Source organism: Roseateles paludis (genome assembly GCF_039872745.1).
Lineage (GTDB): Bacteria > Pseudomonadota > Gammaproteobacteria > Burkholderiales > Burkholderiaceae_C > Pelomonas > Pelomonas paludis.
Genome location: NZ_JBDPZD010000005.1, coordinates 120,564 through 139,574 on the forward strand (window position 1 = coordinate 120,564; position 19,011 = coordinate 139,574).

The 19,011-nt window shown below is 68.1% G+C and carries 16 protein-coding genes; 11 read left to right on the forward strand and 5 right to left on the reverse strand.

Going from position 1 to position 19,011, the window contains the following annotated elements; genetic code table 11:
* Positions 1 to 11: 11 nt before the first annotated feature.
* The gene (locus ABDJ85_RS16125) at positions 12 to 2,726 is read right to left on the reverse strand and encodes a TonB-dependent receptor (RefSeq protein WP_347705819.1); all 2,715 of its coding nucleotides are present in this window, start codon (positions 2,724 to 2,726) and stop codon (positions 12 to 14) included.
* A 176-nt stretch (positions 2,727 to 2,902) separates the two neighbouring features.
* Between ABDJ85_RS16125 and ABDJ85_RS16130 the strand changes: the two genes are divergently transcribed.
* The 6 genes from ABDJ85_RS16130 (at position 2,903) to ABDJ85_RS16155 (ending at position 8,730) form a co-directional block, all read left to right on the forward strand.
* Positions 2,903 to 4,339 (forward strand): cyanophycinase, encoded by a 1,437-nt coding sequence (locus ABDJ85_RS16130; protein ID WP_347705820.1) that lies wholly within the window; start codon positions 2,903 to 2,905, stop codon positions 4,337 to 4,339.
* Positions 4,336 to 5,637 carry a cyanophycinase gene (locus ABDJ85_RS16135; protein ID WP_347705821.1) on the forward strand — a complete coding sequence of 434 codons (1,302 nt, stop codon included), beginning with the start codon at positions 4,336 to 4,338 and terminating at the stop codon, positions 5,635 to 5,637. The genes ABDJ85_RS16130 and ABDJ85_RS16135 overlap by 4 nt, the downstream gene beginning before the upstream one ends.
* Positions 5,634 to 6,149 carry a YbaK/EbsC family protein gene (locus ABDJ85_RS16140; protein ID WP_347705822.1) on the forward strand — a complete coding sequence of 172 codons (516 nt, stop codon included), beginning with the start codon at positions 5,634 to 5,636 and terminating at the stop codon, positions 6,147 to 6,149. The genes ABDJ85_RS16135 and ABDJ85_RS16140 overlap by 4 nt, the downstream gene beginning before the upstream one ends.
* On the forward strand, positions 6,146 to 6,376 hold the full coding sequence (locus ABDJ85_RS16145; protein ID WP_347705823.1) for a DUF1289 domain-containing protein: 231 nt from the start codon (positions 6,146 to 6,148) through the stop codon (positions 6,374 to 6,376). The genes ABDJ85_RS16140 and ABDJ85_RS16145 overlap by 4 nt, the downstream gene beginning before the upstream one ends.
* Positions 6,377 to 6,614: 238 nt before the next feature.
* Positions 6,615 to 8,297: an MFS transporter gene (locus tag ABDJ85_RS16150; protein WP_347705824.1), complete on the forward strand. Its 1,683-nt coding sequence runs from the start codon at positions 6,615 to 6,617 to the stop codon at positions 8,295 to 8,297.
* A 232-nt stretch (positions 8,298 to 8,529) separates the two neighbouring features.
* Positions 8,530 to 8,730 (forward strand): hypothetical protein, encoded by a 201-nt coding sequence (locus ABDJ85_RS16155; protein ID WP_347705825.1) that lies wholly within the window; start codon positions 8,530 to 8,532, stop codon positions 8,728 to 8,730.
* 34 nt (positions 8,731 to 8,764) lie between these two features.
* On the opposite strand, the gene ABDJ85_RS16160 is transcribed toward ABDJ85_RS16155, so the two are convergent.
* A complete protein-coding gene (locus ABDJ85_RS16160) occupies positions 8,765 to 10,396 on the reverse strand; it encodes a sensor histidine kinase (RefSeq protein ID WP_347705826.1) in 1,632 nt (543 codons plus the stop codon).
* Positions 10,397 to 10,566: 170 nt separating this feature from the next.
* Here ABDJ85_RS16160 and ABDJ85_RS16165 point away from each other — a divergent pair, with 170 nt between their 5' ends.
* The 4 genes from ABDJ85_RS16165 to ABDJ85_RS16180 all read left to right on the forward strand — a co-directional run bounded on the left by ABDJ85_RS16165 (position 10,567) and on the right by ABDJ85_RS16180 (position 15,697).
* Complete coding sequence (locus ABDJ85_RS16165) at positions 10,567 to 11,676, forward strand: ABC transporter substrate-binding protein (RefSeq protein ID WP_347705827.1); 1,110 nt, start codon at positions 10,567 to 10,569, stop codon at positions 11,674 to 11,676.
* Between the two features lie 65 nt (positions 11,677 to 11,741).
* The gene (locus ABDJ85_RS16170) at positions 11,742 to 12,530 is read left to right on the forward strand and encodes an SDR family oxidoreductase (protein WP_347705828.1); all 789 of its coding nucleotides are present in this window, start codon (positions 11,742 to 11,744) and stop codon (positions 12,528 to 12,530) included.
* Positions 12,531 to 12,539: 9 nt separating this feature from the next.
* Entirely contained in the window at positions 12,540 to 14,906 is a 2,367-nt protein-coding gene (locus tag ABDJ85_RS16175; protein WP_347705829.1) for a penicillin acylase family protein, read from the forward strand.
* A 32-nt stretch (positions 14,907 to 14,938) separates the two neighbouring features.
* Positions 14,939 to 15,697 (forward strand): SDR family oxidoreductase, encoded by a 759-nt coding sequence (locus ABDJ85_RS16180; RefSeq protein ID WP_347705830.1) that lies wholly within the window; start codon positions 14,939 to 14,941, stop codon positions 15,695 to 15,697.
* On the opposite strand, the gene ABDJ85_RS16185 is transcribed toward ABDJ85_RS16180, so the two are convergent.
* Complete coding sequence (locus ABDJ85_RS16185) at positions 15,698 to 16,390, reverse strand: DUF3047 domain-containing protein (protein WP_347705831.1); 693 nt, start codon at positions 16,388 to 16,390, stop codon at positions 15,698 to 15,700.
* Positions 16,391 to 16,537: 147 nt separating this feature from the next.
* Positions 16,538 to 17,896 carry a hypothetical protein gene (locus ABDJ85_RS16190; protein ID WP_347705832.1) on the reverse strand — a complete coding sequence of 453 codons (1,359 nt, stop codon included), beginning with the start codon at positions 17,894 to 17,896 and terminating at the stop codon, positions 16,538 to 16,540.
* Between the two features lie 81 nt (positions 17,897 to 17,977).
* On the opposite strand from ABDJ85_RS16190, the gene ABDJ85_RS16195 reads away from it, so the two are divergent.
* A complete protein-coding gene (locus ABDJ85_RS16195; RefSeq protein WP_430765564.1) occupies positions 17,978 to 18,553 on the forward strand; it encodes a YceI family protein in 576 nt (191 codons plus the stop codon).
* A gap of 13 nt (positions 18,554 to 18,566) precedes the next feature.
* On the opposite strand, the gene ABDJ85_RS16200 is transcribed toward ABDJ85_RS16195, so the two are convergent.
* Positions 18,567 to 18,947, reverse strand: a complete 381-nt coding sequence (locus ABDJ85_RS16200; protein WP_347705834.1) for a hypothetical protein — start codon at positions 18,945 to 18,947, stop codon at positions 18,567 to 18,569.
* Positions 18,948 to 19,011: the final 64 nt, after the last annotated feature.

The window sequence follows — 19,011 nt, forward strand, 5'->3', positions numbered from 1 at the left end:
TCAAGCACTCGTTAGTGCAGGCTGTATCGGATGCTGGCGTAGACGCTGCGACCACGCGGGTCGGTGTAGCTCGGGTCATAGCCAGACAGGAAGAAGTAGGCTTGATTCGAGAAGGGTGGCGCTGTGTTGGCCAGGTTCTTGATGCCGGCTCGTACGGTGAACTGCTTGTTGGCTTCCCAGGCGGCCGACAGGTCCCAGAGCGAATAGGCCTTCACGCGATTGGGTGCCACAACGGTGCCAGCGTTGTTGTCGATGGCAGAGTTTTGGTCTGTGTAGCTCGACAGATACGTGTTGCTAAGCGTTGCATTCCATGGGCCCTGGCTCCAGTCGAAGGTCAAACGATGGCGCCAGCGCTGGACCACCCCATCGTTCACGAACTTGCCGAGGTTGCTGACGAAGTCGTCACCAAAGCCGGTTTGCCGCTCGGACTTGAGCGCCAAGGTGCCAATCAACTTTGCACCAAACGCACCGATGCTTGTTCGCAAGCTCTTCAGTTCCAGGCTGAGATCAAGTCCGTTGACGTTGTGTCGACCACGGTTGTCTTTGCGCAGTTCGATGAAGCAGATCGTCGAGTCCTCAGGGTCGTAGTCGCAGCCTTGAAGCCCTTCGTTCATATTGAGCCGGTGAACCAGCGACGCGTATTTGGCCTCGTTGCGCAGGATGATGTCGTCACCGATGGTGCTGATCACATCGCGCTTGAGGATCGACCAATAGTCCACGCTTGCGCTCCATCCCGGCAGGGGCTCGAGCACCATGCCGATGCTGAACTGCCGACTGCGTTCAGGCTTGAGCTTGGCGTTGGCGTAGGTGCGCGTGGTCCAGAAGTCTGCGCAGGTGGCCAGGTCGTTGTCGTTCTCGCGCATGCAAACCGGGTCCGGTAGTACCTGGGTCTCGCCAGTCTTGACGGGCCGATACAGGTCATTCAGCGAGGGGGCCCGGAAGCCTGTGCCGGCGCTGGCGCGCAGCAGCAGCGCCTTGGTCGGTTGGAAGCGCACGCCCAACTTCGGGTTGGTGGACGAACCGACGTCCTGGTAGCGATCATGCCGCACTGCGAATTGCAGCTCCAGTTGCTTGCTCAGTGGCGCGTTCACCTCACCGTAGAGGGCCCAGACCTTGCGGCGGTGATTGGTGGACTGCGCATCGCCAGGCGTCGTGTCACCCAGTATGTTGTCGGAAAGCAAGAGCGCTGAGGCGGCGCTCTCAACCTTCTCTTGTCGCCATTCCGCTCCCAGTGCCAAGCCCAATTCGCCCCCGGCAAGCTGGCCAAGGCTGCGTTGAGCTCGCAGGTCGACCACGTCCATCACGCCGCGCGCAGTGCGTGTTTCGACGTCCAGTTGGTTGTTGCGCAGATAGTCAAGCCCAGCAGCCTTCTGGGGGCCGAAGGGGTTGATGAGGCCGCTGTAGAAAGCGTCCATCATCTTGTCGTAAAGGTAGTAGCCCGCGACGTCACGTTCGCGGATGCGGTCGGTGCTGTGATTGATGGCGGCGTCGTAGTCCCAGTCAGCCAGGCTGCCTTGAAGGCCGATCAAGGTGCGGGCGCCCTTGCTCAGAACCTGACTCTTGCGAGGCCCTGCATCGATCAGCCGTGTGCGCACAGTCAAGTCTTCGTCCAAGCCGGTGGCGGCGATGCTAGGCACGAAGCTGACCGGAATGTCTGCGTCAATGCGGTTGGAGGTGCCGGTGTATCGAGTTCGAGAGTCGGTCAGTGACTGCTCGATGAACATCTGGTGGCCTGCGCTCAACTGGAAAACAGCACGACCGAGGAAGCTGCTCTTGCGGGAATCCGGGTAGAGCTCGACATCGCGCATGTAATCGAAGGTGCAACCATCCACGCCACCAATGCCATCGGGCAGGTACAAGGTGTGAGGTGGGCTGCAGGTTGGGGCGGCAAGATTGATCGTCCGACTGGAAATGGTGTGCCCGGCCACCTTGAAGTCGGCATCCTCCAGGAAGTTGCGCTGCGAGCGTGTCAGGCGGATGTTGGCCGGAAAGCCTGCCGAAGAGAGCAGGTGCGGCAGCCGCTCAGGCACTTTGAGTTCATCAATGAACTTGCGCTGCGCGGTGTTAAGGGCATCGGTCCTTTGTACGTCGACAACGGCCATCACGTTGAAACGATCTCGGGCGAGATCGCCAAAGCCCCCTCCGACCGATGCAGTGCGCTTGCCTGCGCCGCCTTCCTGGGTCCGCATGGCGGAGATATCCAGGTCCAGTCCGCGATAGTCCTTTCGAGTGATGAAGTTGATGACACCACCGATCGCGTCCGAACCGTAGAGCGCCGAGGCGCCGTCCAGCAGGACCTCCACCCGCTGTACGGCCGCGAGGGGAATGCTGTTGAGGTCCACTCCGGAGTCGTCGCCAGGCGAGGCGAAGTTGGCCATGCGCCGTCCGTTGAGCAGCACCAACGTAGAAGAGGTGCCCAGCCCCCGCAGATTCGCGGAATTGAAGCCGGCCTGGTCCTTGTAGCCCGCGTTCATCATGCTCACGCCGTCGGTGAGGCTGTTGCTTGCAGCGCTGATATTGGCCATCAGTTCTGCGGCGGTGGTGACACCCGCCTTGACGATGTCTTGCCGGGAAATGACCTGCACCGGGAGAGCGGTTTCGGACGCGAGGCGCTTGATCGCCGTGCCAGTCACTTCGACGCGGTCGAGCTTCTCCTGCGCTGCGGCCGGATTGCAGAGCGTGGCGAGCGCGGCAAGCGCGGCAAACGCGGTAGGGCGCATTGTCATGGGCATGATGCAGACTCGAATGGAGTGAGGACGGCGGAGTCTAGAGACACCGGCGCGCCAGCGAGCGGCCTCGTTAGGGGCCAGTCGCGCCGTCGCCACGCTGTCGACCTTTGCATTAGGGAAAGGCGGCCTCGCCGCTCTGCCATGATCCAGATCCGGTTTGCGTTGAGAAGGCCATGAACTTGCGATTCCGAAAGCTCACCCTGCGGGCAGTGCTGTCCGCCTCTGTCTTGCTGCTTGCCCTGCCGCTGGCCTGGGCTGCCAGCCCGGCCCCCGCGCCAGCCCGCCCTGCCAGCGCAGCAGCTGCCTACCCAGCCGCCGCCAAGCCGGCTGCCAAGCCGGCTGCCAGTGCGCCCCAAGCGGCGTCAGCGCCCGTCGCGGCCGCCCCCAAGCCGCCCGAGCCCGAACCCGCCGTGCGCGGCTATGCCGTGCCCATCGGCGGCGCGCTCAAGGCCGACAACGAAGAGGTCTGGCAGCGCCTGGTGCAGTTGGCCGGTGGCAAGGGCGCGCGGTTTGTGGTTTTTGGCACCGCCAGCGAGGACCCCGAGGCCAGCGCCAAGCAGGTGGTGGACCAGCTTCAACGGCGCGGCGCCCTGGCGGAGGCCCTGCCGGTGGCGCCCAAGTTCTCGTGGGTGGACCTGAACAAGGTCGTGCGCGACCAGGCCTTGATCGCCAAGGTCAAGGCGGCGCGTGGCGTCTTCTTCACGGGCGGCTTGCAGGAGCGCATCGTCGATGTGCTGCTGCCCAATGGCCAGACCACGCCCATGCTCGACGCCATCTGGGATGTCTACCGCCGGGGCGGCGTGGTGGCCGGCACCTCGGCCGGCGCGGCCATCATGAGCACGGTGATGTTCCGCGATGCCCCAAGCGTCATCAACATCCTCAAGGGCCGCTTTGCCGAGGGCAAGCAGATCGACCGGGGCCTGGGCTTTGTGGGGCCGAGCCTGTTCGTTGACCAGCACTTCCTCAAGCGGGGCCGCTTCGGCCGCATGATCCCGCTGATGATGTCCAAGGGCTACCAAATCGGCCTGGGCGTGGACGAGAACACAGCTGCCGTCATCCGGGGCGACGAGGTCGAGATCATTGGCGACCGGGGCGCCCTGGTGGTGGACCTCAGTGCCGCCACCAGCAAGCCCGAGCTGGGCGCCTTCAACGTCACCGGCGCGCGTCTGTCCTACCTGGAGCATGGCGACCGCTACCACCTGCGGGCTCGCAGCGTCACGCCCGCGCCCTTCAAGCTGCGGGGCGACCTGCATGACCATGAGTCGCCGAGCTTCCGGCCCTACTACACCGACGAGGTCTTCCACCTCGACATGCTGGGCGACTCGACCATCTCCAACGCCATGAGCCGCCTGATCGACAGCAACCGGACCGAGGTGCAGGGCCTGGCCTTCGATGTCGTGCCCCGGGCCGGCGACCCATTGGCCGAGCTGGGCTTCCTGTTCCGCCTCTACAAGGGCTCTGACAGCCTGGGCTGGAGCACCGAGGAGTTTGGGGGCGAGCAGTACACCGTCACCAATCTCTACTTGGACGTCTCGCCCGTGCGCCTGCCCAGGCCGCTGTACGGCCAGTGGCCGGTGCCGGCCGCCTCGGCGGCAGGAGCCCAGCCATGAGGCTGCCTGGCGCACGGCGGGCGCCGCGGGCCCTGCTGGCGCTTGCGGGGGTTCTCGCCACCGGGTTGGCTGCGGGGCAGACGGCCATCGCCATCGGCGGCGCCTTGCGGCTCGACAACGACGAGGTCTGGCAGCGCATCGTGGACGAGGCGGGCGGGCAGGGCGCCCACATCGCCGTGTTTGCCACCGCCGCCGGCAACCCGGAGCGCAGTGCCGCCTACATCGCCGCCGCGCTGGCCCGCCGTGGGGCGGTGGCCGATGTCATCCCCGTCGCGCCCAAGCTGCCCAATTCAGACCCGGCTGCGCGTGTCGGCGACCCGGCCCTGATCGACACCGTGCGCCGGGCGCGCGGCGTCTTCTTCTCGGGCGGCTCGCAGGAATACATCGTCGACACCCTGATGCCCGGCGGCCAGGAGACGCCCCTGCTGCGCGCCGTGCGCGAGGTGTTTGCCAAGGGCGGCGTGGTGGCCGGCACGTCGGCCGGGGCGGCGATCATGAGCCGCAGCATGTTCCGGGATGCGCCGGACAACCACATGGTCCTCAAAGGCGTGTGGCGCGAGGGCAAGGAGTTCGACCGGGGCTTGGGTTTCGTGCCGCCCCAGCTCTTTGTGGACCAGCATTTCCTCAAGCGGGGCCGCATCGGGCGCATCCTGCCGGCGATGCGGGCGCTGGGCTATCCGCTCGGCCTCGGGGTGGAAGAGAACTCGGCCATCGTCGTCAAGGGGGACCAGGTGGAGGTGATCGGCGGCAAGGGCGCCGTGCTGGTGGACCTGCGCGAGGCCCGCTCGGATGCGCGCCTGCCCGCCTTCAATCTGCAAGGCGTCCGCCTCAGCTACCTGGACCGCGGTGACCGGCTCGACCTGGGCACTGGCGCCGTCACGCCATCCGCACGCAAGCTGGCTGAGCCGCGCATCGACCCGGCAGCGCCAGACTTCAAGCCCTACTACCGCAACGAGCCCTATTACCTCGACATGCTGGGCGACCAGACCTTGCTCAATGTGATGGCTCGCCTCATCGAGAGCGCCGCGCCCGAGCTGCGCGGCCTCGCCTTCCGCGCCCGCCCGCGTGCCGAGGACCCTGCGCCCAGCCTCGGCTTCGAGTTCCGGCTCTACAAAGGCCCGGGCACGGTTGGCTGGTACTACGGCGGCCAGGGTAGCGAGGAATACACCGTGCTCAACGTGCGGCTCGACGTGCTGCCCGTGCGGGTGGCCTCGCCGCTCTTCACGCCGCTGGAGCCCGGGGCGGCCGAGGGCGTGACCGCCGCCAAGCCGCCAGAAGCGGCGACCAGCGCACGATGAACACCATCTCACCCGACGCCACGCCCAGCTCCGAAGGTTTTGCCCGCGTCACGGCTGCCTTGCAGGCGCTGGCCCACGCTGAGCCACCGCGCTGGCTCTCGGCCTCGGCGCGTACCGCGCAGGAGGCGGCTGACGCCTTGGGGGTCGAGCTGGGGCAGATCGCCAAGTCAGTGGTATTTCGCTCCCGGGCCGACGACCGTGCCATCCTCGTCATCGCGCCCGGCGACCGTCGCATCCATGAGCCCAGCCTCAAGCAACTGACCGGCCCGCTGGCGCGCGCCGATGCCGACTTCGTCAAAGCCCGCACAGGCTTTTCCATCGGCGGTGTCTCGCCGCTCGGCTTTGCGCCGGCAGCTGGGCTGCCTGCGCCGCACCTGTACCTGGACCGAGGCCTGTTTCGCTTTGCCCTGGTCTGGGCCGCTGCCGGCCACCCCAATGGTGTTTTCCCGGTGCGGCCAGACGACCTTGCCCGCCTGACCCAGGCGCCCATCGTCGAGGTCTGCCCCCCGTGAGCGCGCCATTGGCCCTCTCGCCCTGCACGCGTGTGTGCCGGATGGATGAGCGGCTGGGCTGGTGCCGTGGCTGCGCTCGCAGCCTGAACGAGATCGCCCGCTGGCGCGATGCTGACGATGCGGACAAGCAGCGCATCCTGACGGCCCTGCCGCCGCGCCGCGCGCAATTGCAGCGTGAAGGGCGCTGGCTGGAGCCGGATGCCGGTTCCGCTGATCTTCTCTTCTAGCTGCGCCGGGCGGGCACGGGGCCAGGGCTTGCCAAGCCTGACAAAGGCTCATCGCGCCGGCTGAGGACTTTCCCTTGAGCCCCCTTCGACTCTCGCAATGAGAAAAGCCAGCTCCGGGTTCGTGCTGAATTTGTCAGTTTGGGTTCAGTCAGCTGTCAGAAGCCGGTCAGAGCTACTGTGAATAGTGCACACGAGAGCGGCCCGGGGATGGGTGGCTCGACAACTCATGGAGACATCTATGGCAACTGCAACCGCTGGTTCGGCCGCCGCACCCATGACCGCAGCCGAGAAGAAGGTCATCTTCGCCTCGTCGCTGGGTACGGTGTTCGAGTGGTACGACTTCTATCTCTACGGCTCGCTCGCAGCGATCATCGCGAAGCAGTTTTTCGCTGGTCTTGAGCCTGGCGCGGCCTTCATCGCCTCGCTGATGGCTTTCGCCGCTGGCTTCATCGTGCGCCCCTTCGGCGCGCTGGTGTTCGGCCGCCTCGGCGACATGATTGGCCGGAAGTACACCTTCCTGGTCACGATCTTGATCATGGGCCTGTCGACCTTCATCGTCGGCGTCCTGCCCTCCTACGCCACCATCGGCGCGGCCGCTCCGGTCATCCTGATCGGTCTGCGTCTGCTGCAGGGCCTGGCCCTGGGCGGCGAGTACGGTGGTGCTGCCACCTACGTGGCTGAGCACGCTCCGCAAGGCAAGCGCGGTGCTTACACCTCCTGGATTCAGACCACGGCCACGCTGGGTCTGTTCCTGTCGCTGATGGTCATTCTCGGCACCCGGACCTACCTGGGCGAGAAGGACTTCGGTGAGTGGGGCTGGCGTGTGCCCTTCCTGGTCTCCATCTTCCTGCTGGGCATCAGCGTCTGGATCCGTCTGTCGATGAACGAGTCGCCGGCCTTCCAGAAGATGAAGTCCGAGGGCAAGACCTCCAAGGCCCCGCTGTCCGAGTCCTTCGGCCAGTGGAAGAACATGAAGATCGTGCTGCTGGCCCTGTTCGGTCTGGTCGCCGGTCAAGGCGTGGTCTGGTACACGGGCCAGTTCTATGCGCTGTTCTTCCTGACCTCGGTGCTCAAGGTCGACGCCTCGGCAGCCAACATCATGATCGCGGTCTCGCTGATCATCGGCACGCCCTTCTTCGTCGTGTTCGGCACCCTGTCTGACAAGATCGGTCGCAAGCCCATCATCATGGCGGGCCTGCTGCTGGCCGTGCTGACCTACCAGCCGCTGTTCAAGATGCTGACCGAAGCCGCCAACCCGGCGCTCGCCAAGGCTCAGGCCACCGCGCAGATCAAGCTGACGGTCAACACCGCCACCTGCTCCTTCCAAGGTAGCCCGATCGCTCGGGAAGTGGACTTCACCAGCTCCTGCGACATCGCCAAGCGTGCTCTGGCCCTGTCGGCCGCCAGCTACGAGACCGTCCATGACGCCTCCGCCGCTGTTGCCGTCGTCGCCGTTGGCGACAAGACCATCAGCAGCCTGAACGCTACCAAGCTGACCGAGCACAAGTTCGACGAAGCTTCGGCCAAGGGCATCGCCGCCTTCAAGAAGGACCTGGCCGACGCGCTCAAGGGCGCTGGCTACCCTGCCAAGGCCGACCCCGCTGGGGTTGACCAAGTCAAGGTCGTCGGCATCCTGGTGATCCTGGTCATCTTCGTGACCATGGTCTACGGCCCGATCGCCGCCATGCTGGTCGAACTCTTCCCGACCCGCATCCGCTACACCTCGATGAGCCTGCCGTACCACATCGGCAATGGCTGGTTCGGCGGCCTGCTGCCTTCCATCACCTTCGCGATGGTGGCGCAGAACGGCAACATCTACTACGGCCTCTGGTACCCCATCGGCGTGGCTGCGATGAGCTTTGTCATCGGCATGCTGTTCGTCAAGGAAACCAAGGACGTGGACATCTACGCCCGCGACTGAGCGTCGCACATGCGCAGCCCGCGTCGGCCTGAGGGCCGACCGGGCGCCTGACCAAGGCCGGCTTCAAGCCGGCCTTTTTCATTGGCGGATTAGCGGATTGGCGTGCGCGTTGCGGGTGGTCAGGCTCGCTTGTCGGGCCTCCTGCCTGGGCCGTTTGGGGCCTGCTTCAGGTGCACGTCAGTCTGGGCGCGCACACTGCCGCTCTCCCTCAGACTCTCATGCCCTCACGACCATGTGGAAGCTCCTCGCCGCCTTCGCCGTCTTCGCCGCTCTGGCCATCTACATGCTGATGAAAGGCGGGGCCAACGTCGACATGTCTGGCGAGAAGCACGATGTCACCGCTCCGGCGCATGAGGCGGCCAGCACTCCTGCGGTGCCTGCGGCCTCGGCCCCTGAGGCGGCTGTGCTGCCGGCTTCTGCCGCCTCGCAGTAAGCCTCGTATTCAGCCTCGTCGTGAGCCGATCGGTTTAGACCGCCTCGGGGCGGTCTGACCCGGTGCGATACGGGGCCACCGAGGGCAGCCTGATCGTCATGCGGGTGCCCTGGCCCGGCGTGGATCGCACGTCGATCACGCCGCCGAGCACATTGGTCACGATGTTGTGGACGATGTGCATCCCGAGGCCCGAGCCGCCCGTGCCGAGCTTGGTCGTGAAGAAGGGGTCGAAGATCCGGCGCCTGACGTTCTCGTCCATGCCCCGGCCGTCGTCGATCACCTGAAGCTCCACCTCCAGGCTGCTCACCGCGCGGCACAGTACGCGCACCGTGCCCTCCGCGCGGCCGTCAAAGGCGTGGACCAGGGTGTTCATCAGCAAATTGGTCAGCACCTGCCCAAGCGAGCCCGGGAAGCTGTCCATGTGCAGGCCAGCTTCCAGTTCGGTCTTGATGACATACGGCGTGTGCTTGAAGCGCGGCTCGACCATCACCAGCACGTCCTCGATCACCTGCGCCAGATCGAAGGCCCGGCGCTGGTCGGTGGTCTGGTCGATGGCGACCTGCTTAAAGTCGCGCACCAGGTCAGCGGCCTTTTGCACGTTGCGGTGCAGGATGTCCTGCCCGTGGCGCGAATCCCGCACCAGGTCCTCCAGCACGCTGCGGCGCAGCGATCCGCCGCCGGTCAGCATGCGCTCCAGTTCCTTGTAGCGGTCTTCCAGTGCTGTCACCACGGTGAGTGCGTTGCCCAGGGGCGTGTTCAGCTCGTGGGCCATGCCGGCCACCAGGCGGCCCAGCGAGGCCAGCTTTTCAGACTCCACCAGCTCGCGCTGCGCCGTCTGGAGCGTGGCCAGCGCGCGGGACAACTCCTCGTTGCTCAAGGTCAGCTCCGAGGTGCGCTGAGCCACCGTGGCCTCCAGGCTCAGGTTCTGACGGCGCAGGGCCTCAAAGGCCGACAGCAGCGCCAGGCGCATGCGCTCCATCGCGCTGGCCACGCGGGTCAGCTCATCGGCGCCGCCGCTCATCTCCAGCGGTCGGTCCAACTGGCCCGACGCCAGCAGTTCGGCATCGTTGGTCAGGCGTGCCGTGGGCCGCAGCACCAGCGCTCGCATCACCCACAGGATCAAGCCAGCCGACAGCACCAGCATCACCGAGCTGCGCATCAACGCCCACAGCTGCTCCTCCTGCTTGGCGCGTAGCAGGGGCAGGGCGCTCATGCTGATCTTCAGGCGTGCAATTTCGCGGCCATCGCGGCGAATGGGACGGCTGTCGGTCAGCGTCAGTTCGTCTTCGCTCTCCTCGTGTTTGCGCTCGTAGACGAGGAAGGGCTGGGTCGCGTGCGGGTCCACCACGGTCACGGCCACAAAGCGCGGGTCCTCGACCTGGGCATTCACCATCGGCAAGGCCAGCTCGGGTGCCACCTGCCAGACCGGCTCGGCCAGCGACAGCGACATGATGGCCAGCGTGTGGCTCAGGTCGCGCTGCAGGTCTTCCATCACCGCGCGGCGCGTCTTCTGGCCGTCGTAGACCAGGACCGCCGCCGTGGGCAGCAGCAGGCCCACGGCCAGCGCGAGCAGTACGGCAAAGCGCAGCGAATTGCCCCGCACACCCAGCCACCGCTTGGCCGGAGGCGAAGCAGGTGCGGGCGGCAGCGGTGTGCTGGGCGACATGCTGGCTGAGTTTAGGGCGCTGTGCGTTTTGCCGCATGCCCCGGCGCGCCACATCTGCCGCTCGGGTTAACACCAAGTGGAAGCAGCAGCTACAGGGCTGGGTGCGCGATCAAAATTCGCGCGCTCAAGAACATGCCGAGGAAGGGGATCGTATGGATCGACGGAATTGCTTGCGTTCACTGGGAGGGACCCTGGGCGCAGCGTCGACCCTCGGATGGTGGAACCCCGCCCAGGCGCAGTCCGTGCTGCGCTTCGGGATGATCGCGGGCTTCACCGGCCCGGTCAGTGCACTCACGCAGGAAAGCGCCGACGGCGCGCGCCTGTGCTTCGAGGCCGTCAACGCCCAGGGCGGCGTGCGCGGCCAGCAACTGGAGCTGGTGGCGCTGGACGACAAGTACGACGCCGCGCTCACCGCGCAGCACGGCAAGAACCTGGCATCGCAGGGCGTGCTGGCTTTCCTGCTCAGCCGCGGCACCACGCAGTCCGAGGCGCTGGTGCCCATCGCCACCCAGGCGCGCATGGCGCTGATCGCGCCGGTCTCCGGGGCCATGAGCCTGCGCTATCCGGTGCAGCCCAATGTCTTCAACCTGCGTGCCAGCTTCCAGCTCGAAGCAGAGCGCGCCGTGCGTCACCTGGCGCAGACCGGTGTCAAGCGCATCACCATCATCAAGAGCAATGACGTGTTCGGCACCGACGGTGGCATGGGTGCCATCAAGGGCCTGGAAGCCGTTGGGCTTCGCGTGCTCTCGAACCTGAGCTACGACCGTGCCAAGCCCAACCTCGCACCCATGATGCAGGCCGTGGCCAAAGCCGGCATCGAGGCCGTGGTGCTGATCGGCCCTGGCTACGCGGTGGTCGAGGGCGTGCAGGCGCTGCGTGCGGCGGGCTCCACCGCGCACGTGGCCACCTTGTCCAACAATGCCAACGCCGATTTCGTGAAGTCGCTGGGCGACCAGGCGCGAGGCGTCATCGTGACCCAGGTCATGCCCTATGAGCGCTCGTCCAACAACCCGATGGTGCGCGAGGCGCTCAACCTCGCCAAGGCCAGCGGCCGTACCGAGCTGACCTCAGCCCACGTCGAGGGCTTTGCCGCCGCACGCCTTGTGGTCGAGGCGCTTAAGCGCGTGCCCAAGGACATCTCGCGCGACAACCTCGTCAAGGCGCTGGAAGGCGGCCGCTTCGACCTCGGCGGCCTGCAGGTGCGCTACACCGACAAGGACCACTTCGGCCTGGAGTTCACCGACGTCTCCATCATTGCCGACGGCAAGTTCCTGCGCTGACCGCCAGCGTTGGCGCCATCATCCGGCCCTGCCCATGCAGGGCCGTTTTCGTTTCGGGGGTATCGATGGATCTTGGCTTGACTGGGCGCTGGGCCCTGGTGTGTGCAGCAAGCAAGGGCCTGGGGCGCGGCTGCGCCGAGGCGCTGGGCGCTGAAGGCGCGAACCTCGTCATCACCGCGCGCGGCGAGGCCACCCTGCAAGCCACGGCCGCTGCGCTGCGCCAGGCTTACCCCGGCATTGAGGTGCGCGCCGTGGCGGGCGACATCACCACGCCCGAGGGCCGCGCCGCCGCACTGGCCGCCTGCCCGCAGGTGGACGTGCTCATCACCAATGCCGGTGGCCCGCCGCCTGGCGATTTTCGGGACTGGGCGCGAGACGACTGGATCGCCGCGCTCGACGCCAACATGCTCACCCCCATCGAACTCATCAAGGCCACCGTGGACGCCATGGCCGAGCGAGGCTTTGGGCGCGTTGTCAACATCACCTCGGCGGCCGTCAAGGCGCCGAACGATGTGCTGGGCCTGTCCAACGGTGCGCGCACCGGCCTCACCGGCTTTGTGGCGGGCCTTGCGCGTCAGCCGCGCCTGGCGGGGCGCAATGTCACGCTCAACAACCTGCTGCCCGGCGCCTTTGACACCGACCGCCTGGCCAAGACGCTCGCGGCCGGCGCGGTAAAGGCCGGGCTCAGCCAGGACGCCTTTGCCGAGCGCCGCCGCCAGGGCATCCCCGCCCAGCGTTTTGGCACGGCCGCCGAGTTCGGTGCAATCTGCGCCTTCCTGTGCAGCCAGCAGGCCGGCTACCTGACCGGGCAGAACCTGCTGCTGGACGGCGGCGCCTACCCCGGCACCTTCTAAGGACGGCCCATGCGCTGGATCAAACGCCTCACGTTGTGCCTGCTTGCCCTGGTGCTGCTGCTTGCTGCCGTGCTGACCGGCTTGTTGCGCGGCAGCCTGGCCCAGCTCGATGGCGAGCGCAATGCCGGCGCCGCCGACCTGGCCGCCCCGGTCGAGCTGCAGCGCGATGCGCGCGGCTACCTCAGCGTGGTGGCCGAGAGCCGCCTCGACGCCGCCAGGGCCTTGGGCTTTGCGCATGCGCAGGAGCGCTTCTTCCAGATGGACCTGCTGCGCCGCAATGCCGCCGGCGAGCTGGCTGCCCTCGTGGGGCCCAAGGCGGTGCCGCTCGACAAGGGGCGGCGCGTGCATCGCTTTCGCGCCCGGGCGGAAGCCGCGCTGGCCGCACTGGAGGCGCCTGACCGCCAACTGCTCGACGCCTACGCCGCCGGCGCGAATGCCGGCCTGGCCGCGCTCTCGGTGCGCCCGCCCGAGTACCTGCTGCTGCGTCAGACCCCAGCGGCCTGGCGCGCGGCCGACACCCTGCTGGTCACGCTCAGCATGTACCTTGACCTGCAGCGCGGCCAGGGGCGCGACGAGCTGGCCATGGGCGCGCTGCACAGCCTGGTCCAGCCCGACTGGTATGCCTTCCTGACCCAGCACAGCAGCGACTACCAAGCCGCGCTGGACGACTCGCGCGTGGACCCGGTGCCCGTGCCCGCCTCGCCCTGGCCCGCAGCCCTGCGCGCCGCCCAGGTGGCCTGCAGCGACTGCCGTGGCACCGATGCGCGCGACATCGGCTCCAACAACTTCGCCGTCTCGGCCGCCCACGCCACGCACGGCCACGCCATGGTGGCCGACGACATGCATCTGGGCCTGCGCGTGCCCGGCACCTGGTTCAAGGCCCGGCTGCAGTGGAAGGAGCAGGGCGCCACCCGCGACGTGACCGGCGTGACCCTGCCCGGCACGCCGCTGGTCGTGGCCGGCAGCAATGGCCAGGTGGCCTGGGGCTTCACCAACACCACGTCGGACTGGACCGATGTGATCCGCCTGCAGCTCTCGGCTGACGGCCAGGCCTACCGCAACGGCGGGGCTGACAAGCCCTTCGTCCGCCACCTGGAGCGCATCGAGGTGGCCGGTGCTGCTGCCGAGAGCATCGAGGTGCTGGAGACCGACTGGGGCCCCGTGCTGGAGCCCGCCGGCCAGCGCGGCCCGCGCCATGCGCTGCGCTGGGTGGCGTATGACCCGCAGGGCCTCAACGTCGGGCTGCGCCAGCTGGAGCGCGCAGCCACGGTGGACGAGGCTGTGCGCGCCGCCGCCGGCATGGGCCTGCCCGCGCAGAACCTGATGCTGGCCGACCGCAGCGGCCGCATTGCCTGGACCGTGGCCGGTGCCATACCCCGCCGCGTGGGCAGCGACGACCCCAACCGCCCGCAGGACTGGAGCGACGGCAAGCCCCGATGGCAGGGCTACCTCGGCCCCGACGAGCAGCCCCGCGTGCTGGACCCCGCCGATGGCCGCCTGTGGACCGCCAACTCCCGCATGGTGGGCGGCGCCGCGCTGGCCAAGCTGGGCAACGGCGGCTACGACCTGGGCGCCCGCGCCCAGCAGATCCGCGACGCACTGCGGGCCCAGGACCGCTTTGATGAAGCCGGCCTGCACGCCATCCAGCTGGACCACCGCGCGCTCTTCCTGGCGCGCTGGCAACGCCTGCTGCTGGACCGCGTGCTCACGCCCGAGTTTGTCGCCAGCCAAGGCTTGCAGGCCTACCGCCAGCATGTGGAGCAAAGCAGCGAGGCCGCGCGCGTGGATGCCGTGGGCTACGTGCTGGTGAGGGAGTTCCGCGCCACGCTGTTGGAGCTGCTGTTTGCGCCACTGGCCGGCCAGCTCGAAGCCCAGGGCCACAAGTTTGCCGACCTGCGCCTGGCGCCCGAGGTGCCCGGCTGGGCGCTGATCCGCGCCGGCCGGCCCGACACCCTGCCCGAAGCCTTTGCCTCCTGGCAGGCGCTGCTACAGGCCGCCGTGCTGCGCAGCCGCGACGCCCTCATCGCCCGCCACGGCACGCTGGACCAGGCCACCTGGGGCCGCGAGAACCCCGCCAACGTGCGCCACCCGCTGTCTGCCGTGCTGCCGCCGCTGGCGCGCTGGCTCGACATGCCCCAGCAAGGCCTGGCCGGTGACCGCCACATGCCGCGCGTGCACGCGGCCGGCCACGGCCAGTCCGAGCGCATGGTGGTGGCACCCGGCCATGAGGAAGACGGCTGGCTGGTGCTGCCCGGCGGGCAGAGCGGGCATCCGCTGTCGCCCTTCTACGCGGCCGACCACGCGGCCTGGGTCAGCGGTGAGCGCGTGCCCTTTTTGCCAGAGGCCACTCGGCATCGTTTGATACTTCGGCCCTGAGAGCCCTCGAACAAATCCGGCCCACCTCGCCCATGCCAACCTCACCAACCTCCCGCATTGCTCTCGTCACCGGCGCCGGCAGCGGCATTGGCCGCGCCGTGGCGCAAGCCCTGGCCGAGGCCGGCTGGCAGCTCGCGCTGCTGGGGCGCCGTGAGGCCGCGCTGCGCGAGACCGCTGTCAGCCTCGCCACGCCTGAGGCCCTGGTGCTGCCCGCCGACGTGACCGACGAGGCCCAGGTGGCCCACGCCTATGCGCAGCTTGAGGCGCGCTTTGGCCGGCTCGACCTTTTGTTCAACAACGCCGGCGTGTCGTCCCGCAAGGTGGCGGTGGACGAGCTCTCGGTCGAGGAATGGCGCGCGGTGGTGGACACCAACCTCACCGGCAGCTTCCTGTGCGCCCGCGCCGCCTTTGCGCTGATGAAACGCCAGCAGCCGCGCGGCGGCCGCATCGTCAACAACGGCTCCATCTCGGCCCATGTGCCCCGGCCCTTCTCGGCGCCCTACACGGCCACCAAACACGCCGTCACCGGCCTCACGCGCAGCCTCGGGCTCGACGGCCGAGCGCACGACATCGCGGTGGGCCAGATCGACATCGGCAACGCCGCCACCAGCATGGCCACGCCCATGCAGCAGGGCATCCTGCAGGCCAATGGCCAAGTGGCCGTCGAGCCCACGGTGGACGTGGCTGAGGTGGCGCGGGCGGTGGTCTACATGGCCAGCCTGCCGCTGGGGGCCAATGTGCCCTTCATGACCGTGATGGCCACGGCCATGCCCTACATCGGGCGGGGCTGACTACTTCAGCTTGATCTCGCCGTACCAGGTCTTGGCGCGGCTGCGGGTGTTGTCGGTGTCGGTCATCACCGCAAAGGACGCCAGCTTGCCGGGCTCCTCGCCAAAGGCGAGCCGGAAGTCGGCTGCCAGGTCGCGCTTGTGGTCGCGCCAGTGGCGGCGCTCGCCGGGGCCCGAGTCCACGACGATCTTGCGGATGCGGTCACTGCGCGGGTGGATCACCACCGTGCCCACCGGCAGCTCGGCATCCCACACATAGACCAGGCTGGCATAGGGCGGCGTGTGGCCGGTGAGGGCATGGGCCAGCTCGAACATCATGCGGGTCTTGAGCGGCAGGGCATCGATGTCGCCCTCAAAGCCGAAGACCACGCGGGCCACGGCGTCGGAGCGCTCGGCAACACCGACGTTGGCGTTGGGAAGCATGTCTTGCACCCACCACGAGAACTCGACCTCGTGCACCGGCTGCGGGCCGCCGGGCAGGCGCTTCATCCAGAAGCTGGCCGAGGCATCGGCCTCGGCCGCGAAGGCCGGTCGGCCGTCTTTCTCGGCCCAGCTGTAGCGGGTGGCGCGCTTGCCGGGGATGGGGATGTTCTCCCAGCCGTCCACACTGGGGCTGGCCGTGGGCGGCGCTGACGCGCAGGCCGCCAGCAGGGCGGCCAGGAGCGTGATCAGCAAAGTGCGCAGCGGCGTGAACATGGGGGTGAGTGGCTCTTCAGCGTCGGCCCGATTCGATCACGCAGCCCGTGACACCGGGGTGGTCGCCGGGCAGTAGCGCTCGCAGCGGTGTCAAACCCGTCACGCGGCAGGGCGGTTTGCGAGGCTTCAGCGGCTGATCAACGGAGGTCAACGAGCGGGGCGCAGCGCCTCGGCCGCCTGCACCCAGGCCAGCGCCTCGCCGGGCGTGACGGGGCCATCGGCGGCGTCCACCTCGACGACGACGAGATACCCCGCCAGCGACTCGGTGGCCACGCCGGCATAGGCCTGGGCCAGGCGCAGTTGCTGGCTACTGAGCAGCCGACCAGTGCTGGCGTCCCAGCGCTCGGGGGCCACCAGGCAGCCGGCCGAGGGTGTGCCGGGCAGGAAGCGCGCTGCCGGGTGGTAGGCCTCGGTGCGCACCACGCTGCCGTGGGCCAGGATCTCATCACGGCCTGCACGGCCGGCCAGCCAGGCCTCCTTGAAGGGCGCATAGCCTTGCCAACTGGGCGGCAGGAAGCTGTCGTAGGTGGCCTCGGTCCAGGGCTCGCTGCGGGTGGCGTGCTCGAACTCGGCGACCGTCGCCTCGATCGGCAGCTTGCTGTGTAGGAAGGGCGTGGGCCCGATGGTGGGGTTGCTGGCCGCCACGCTGCTGCCCACGATGGTGAACAGGCCCTGGGGCGTGTTGCCATTGGTGATGGTGCCTGGCAGGCCGGAGCGGGCCAGCGCGAGTTGGGGGATGGCCAGCAGCTCGCCGTTCGCCTCGCGCAGGAAGCGGCCATCGGGTGCGCGCACCAGGGCCAGGCCGATGTGCTGGCGGCCTGGCCGCTGCAGGCTGAAGACCACCGGGTAGCCGGGCCGCAGCGGCGCGGCCAGCAGTTCAGCCAGCGGCGGGTGCTGCGGCGCTGCGCTGTCCAGCCGCTGCATCAGCGCCGTCAAGCGCGCGTCGTCGCGCCATTGCGGGAACTGCTGCGGGATGCGCTCGCGCAGCCGTGCCTCGACCCCGGGCACGCGGGCGGCCAGCAGGGTGTAGGCCGCAATCGCAAAGGGCTTGGTCTCGGGCAGCTGAGGCAGCAGGGGCTCGACCAGCGGCGCTGCCTCCTGCGGGTAGAGCGTGTGCGCGGCCGTGAGCAGCGCGCGCTGAGTGTTGGCGTCCAGCGCTGGCAGGTTAGGCAGCGCGGCCAGCAGCATGGGACGGGCGGTGTCGATCTCGGTGTCGTAGTGGGCCGCGAGGTCGAGCAGGCCGGGCAGGGCGGCCAGGCGCTCGGGGCCGTCCGGCAGGGCCAGGCCGCTGCGCAGCCGGGCCAGGTCGGCCTCGCGCTGGGCTTGCTCGCCGGCATCGCTGGTGGCGGGCCACTGCAGGTCGGCCGGGCGCAGCGCCAGCAGTTGGGTCGCCGTGTAGCTGGGGGGCGCTGGCGGGGGTTGGACGGTGCTGCAGCCGGCCAGGGCGAGCAGCACCCCCAGCAGCACGAGAGCGGCGCCCCGCAGGCGCCAGGAACGAGCATTCATGCGGGCGAGGTTACCCCGGGATGTCGAGAGCCCGGCACCTGCTTCGTCATGCTGACAATCGCCGCCGACAAACTCTCTGCCCTGCCCATGAAACACCTGCTGCTCGCGCTCTGCCTCCCCATGACCCTGGCGCAAGCCGCGCCCGTGACCTACCAGATCGACCCCGCCCACACCTTCCCCAGCTTCGAGGCTGACCACATGGGCATCTCGGTCTGGCGCGGCAAGCTCAACCGCAGCAGCGGCAGCGTGGTCTACGACAAGGCTGCCGGCACGGGTACGGTGGAGGTCAGCATGGACCTGGCCAGCATCGATTTCGGCCTCTCGGCGCTGAACGATTGGGCGCGCGGCCAGGCCCTCTTCAACCTGGCCAGCAAGCCCGCCACGGCGGTCTACAAGGGCCGGCTGGCCACGCCGGTGAACGGCGTGCCGAGCAAGGTGGAGGGGGAGTTGAGCCTCAACGGCGTGACGCGGCCGGTGACGCTGTCCATCAGTGCGCTCAAGTGCGTCCCGCACCCGCTGTCAAAGCGTGATCTCTGCGGTGCGGATGCCTATGGCAGCTTCCAGCGCGACGACTTCGGCCTCACGGCCGGCAAGGACTATGGCTTCAAGATGGATGTGCAGTTGCGCATCCAGATCGAGGCGGTGGCGACGGAGTAGTGCAGCTTGGGCTTTAGTGCACCAGGCCGATGAACTCGCCCGCGCCCTGGTAGTCGTTGAACAGCTGCTCTGCCAACTCGCACAGCTCGGGCTCATCGCTGGCAGCACCTTCGGCCAGGCGGTCAAAGGCATAGATGCGGTCGTAGAGCATGCGCGTGGGCTGCAGCGGGATGCCGGCATTGGCCATCAACTGACCAAAGCGCATCAGGTCTGCGCTTTGCACGCCGCCGGTGGTGGGGCCTGACACGCTGAGCCCCAGCTCGCGGATATCGCCCAGGTGCAGGCCGGCTGCGATCTTGAGCCCCGAGTTGGCGCCACGCCAGGCATGCCCAGGGTCGCCCAGGCCGGCAGGTTCGTCGGCGGGGATGGGGATGAGGTGCAGGGGGATCAGCATGGCGTTGGCTCCAAGGAGGCTTGGGCCAGATGCTGACGGCTCGCGGCAAAACTTAAGCCGGAAT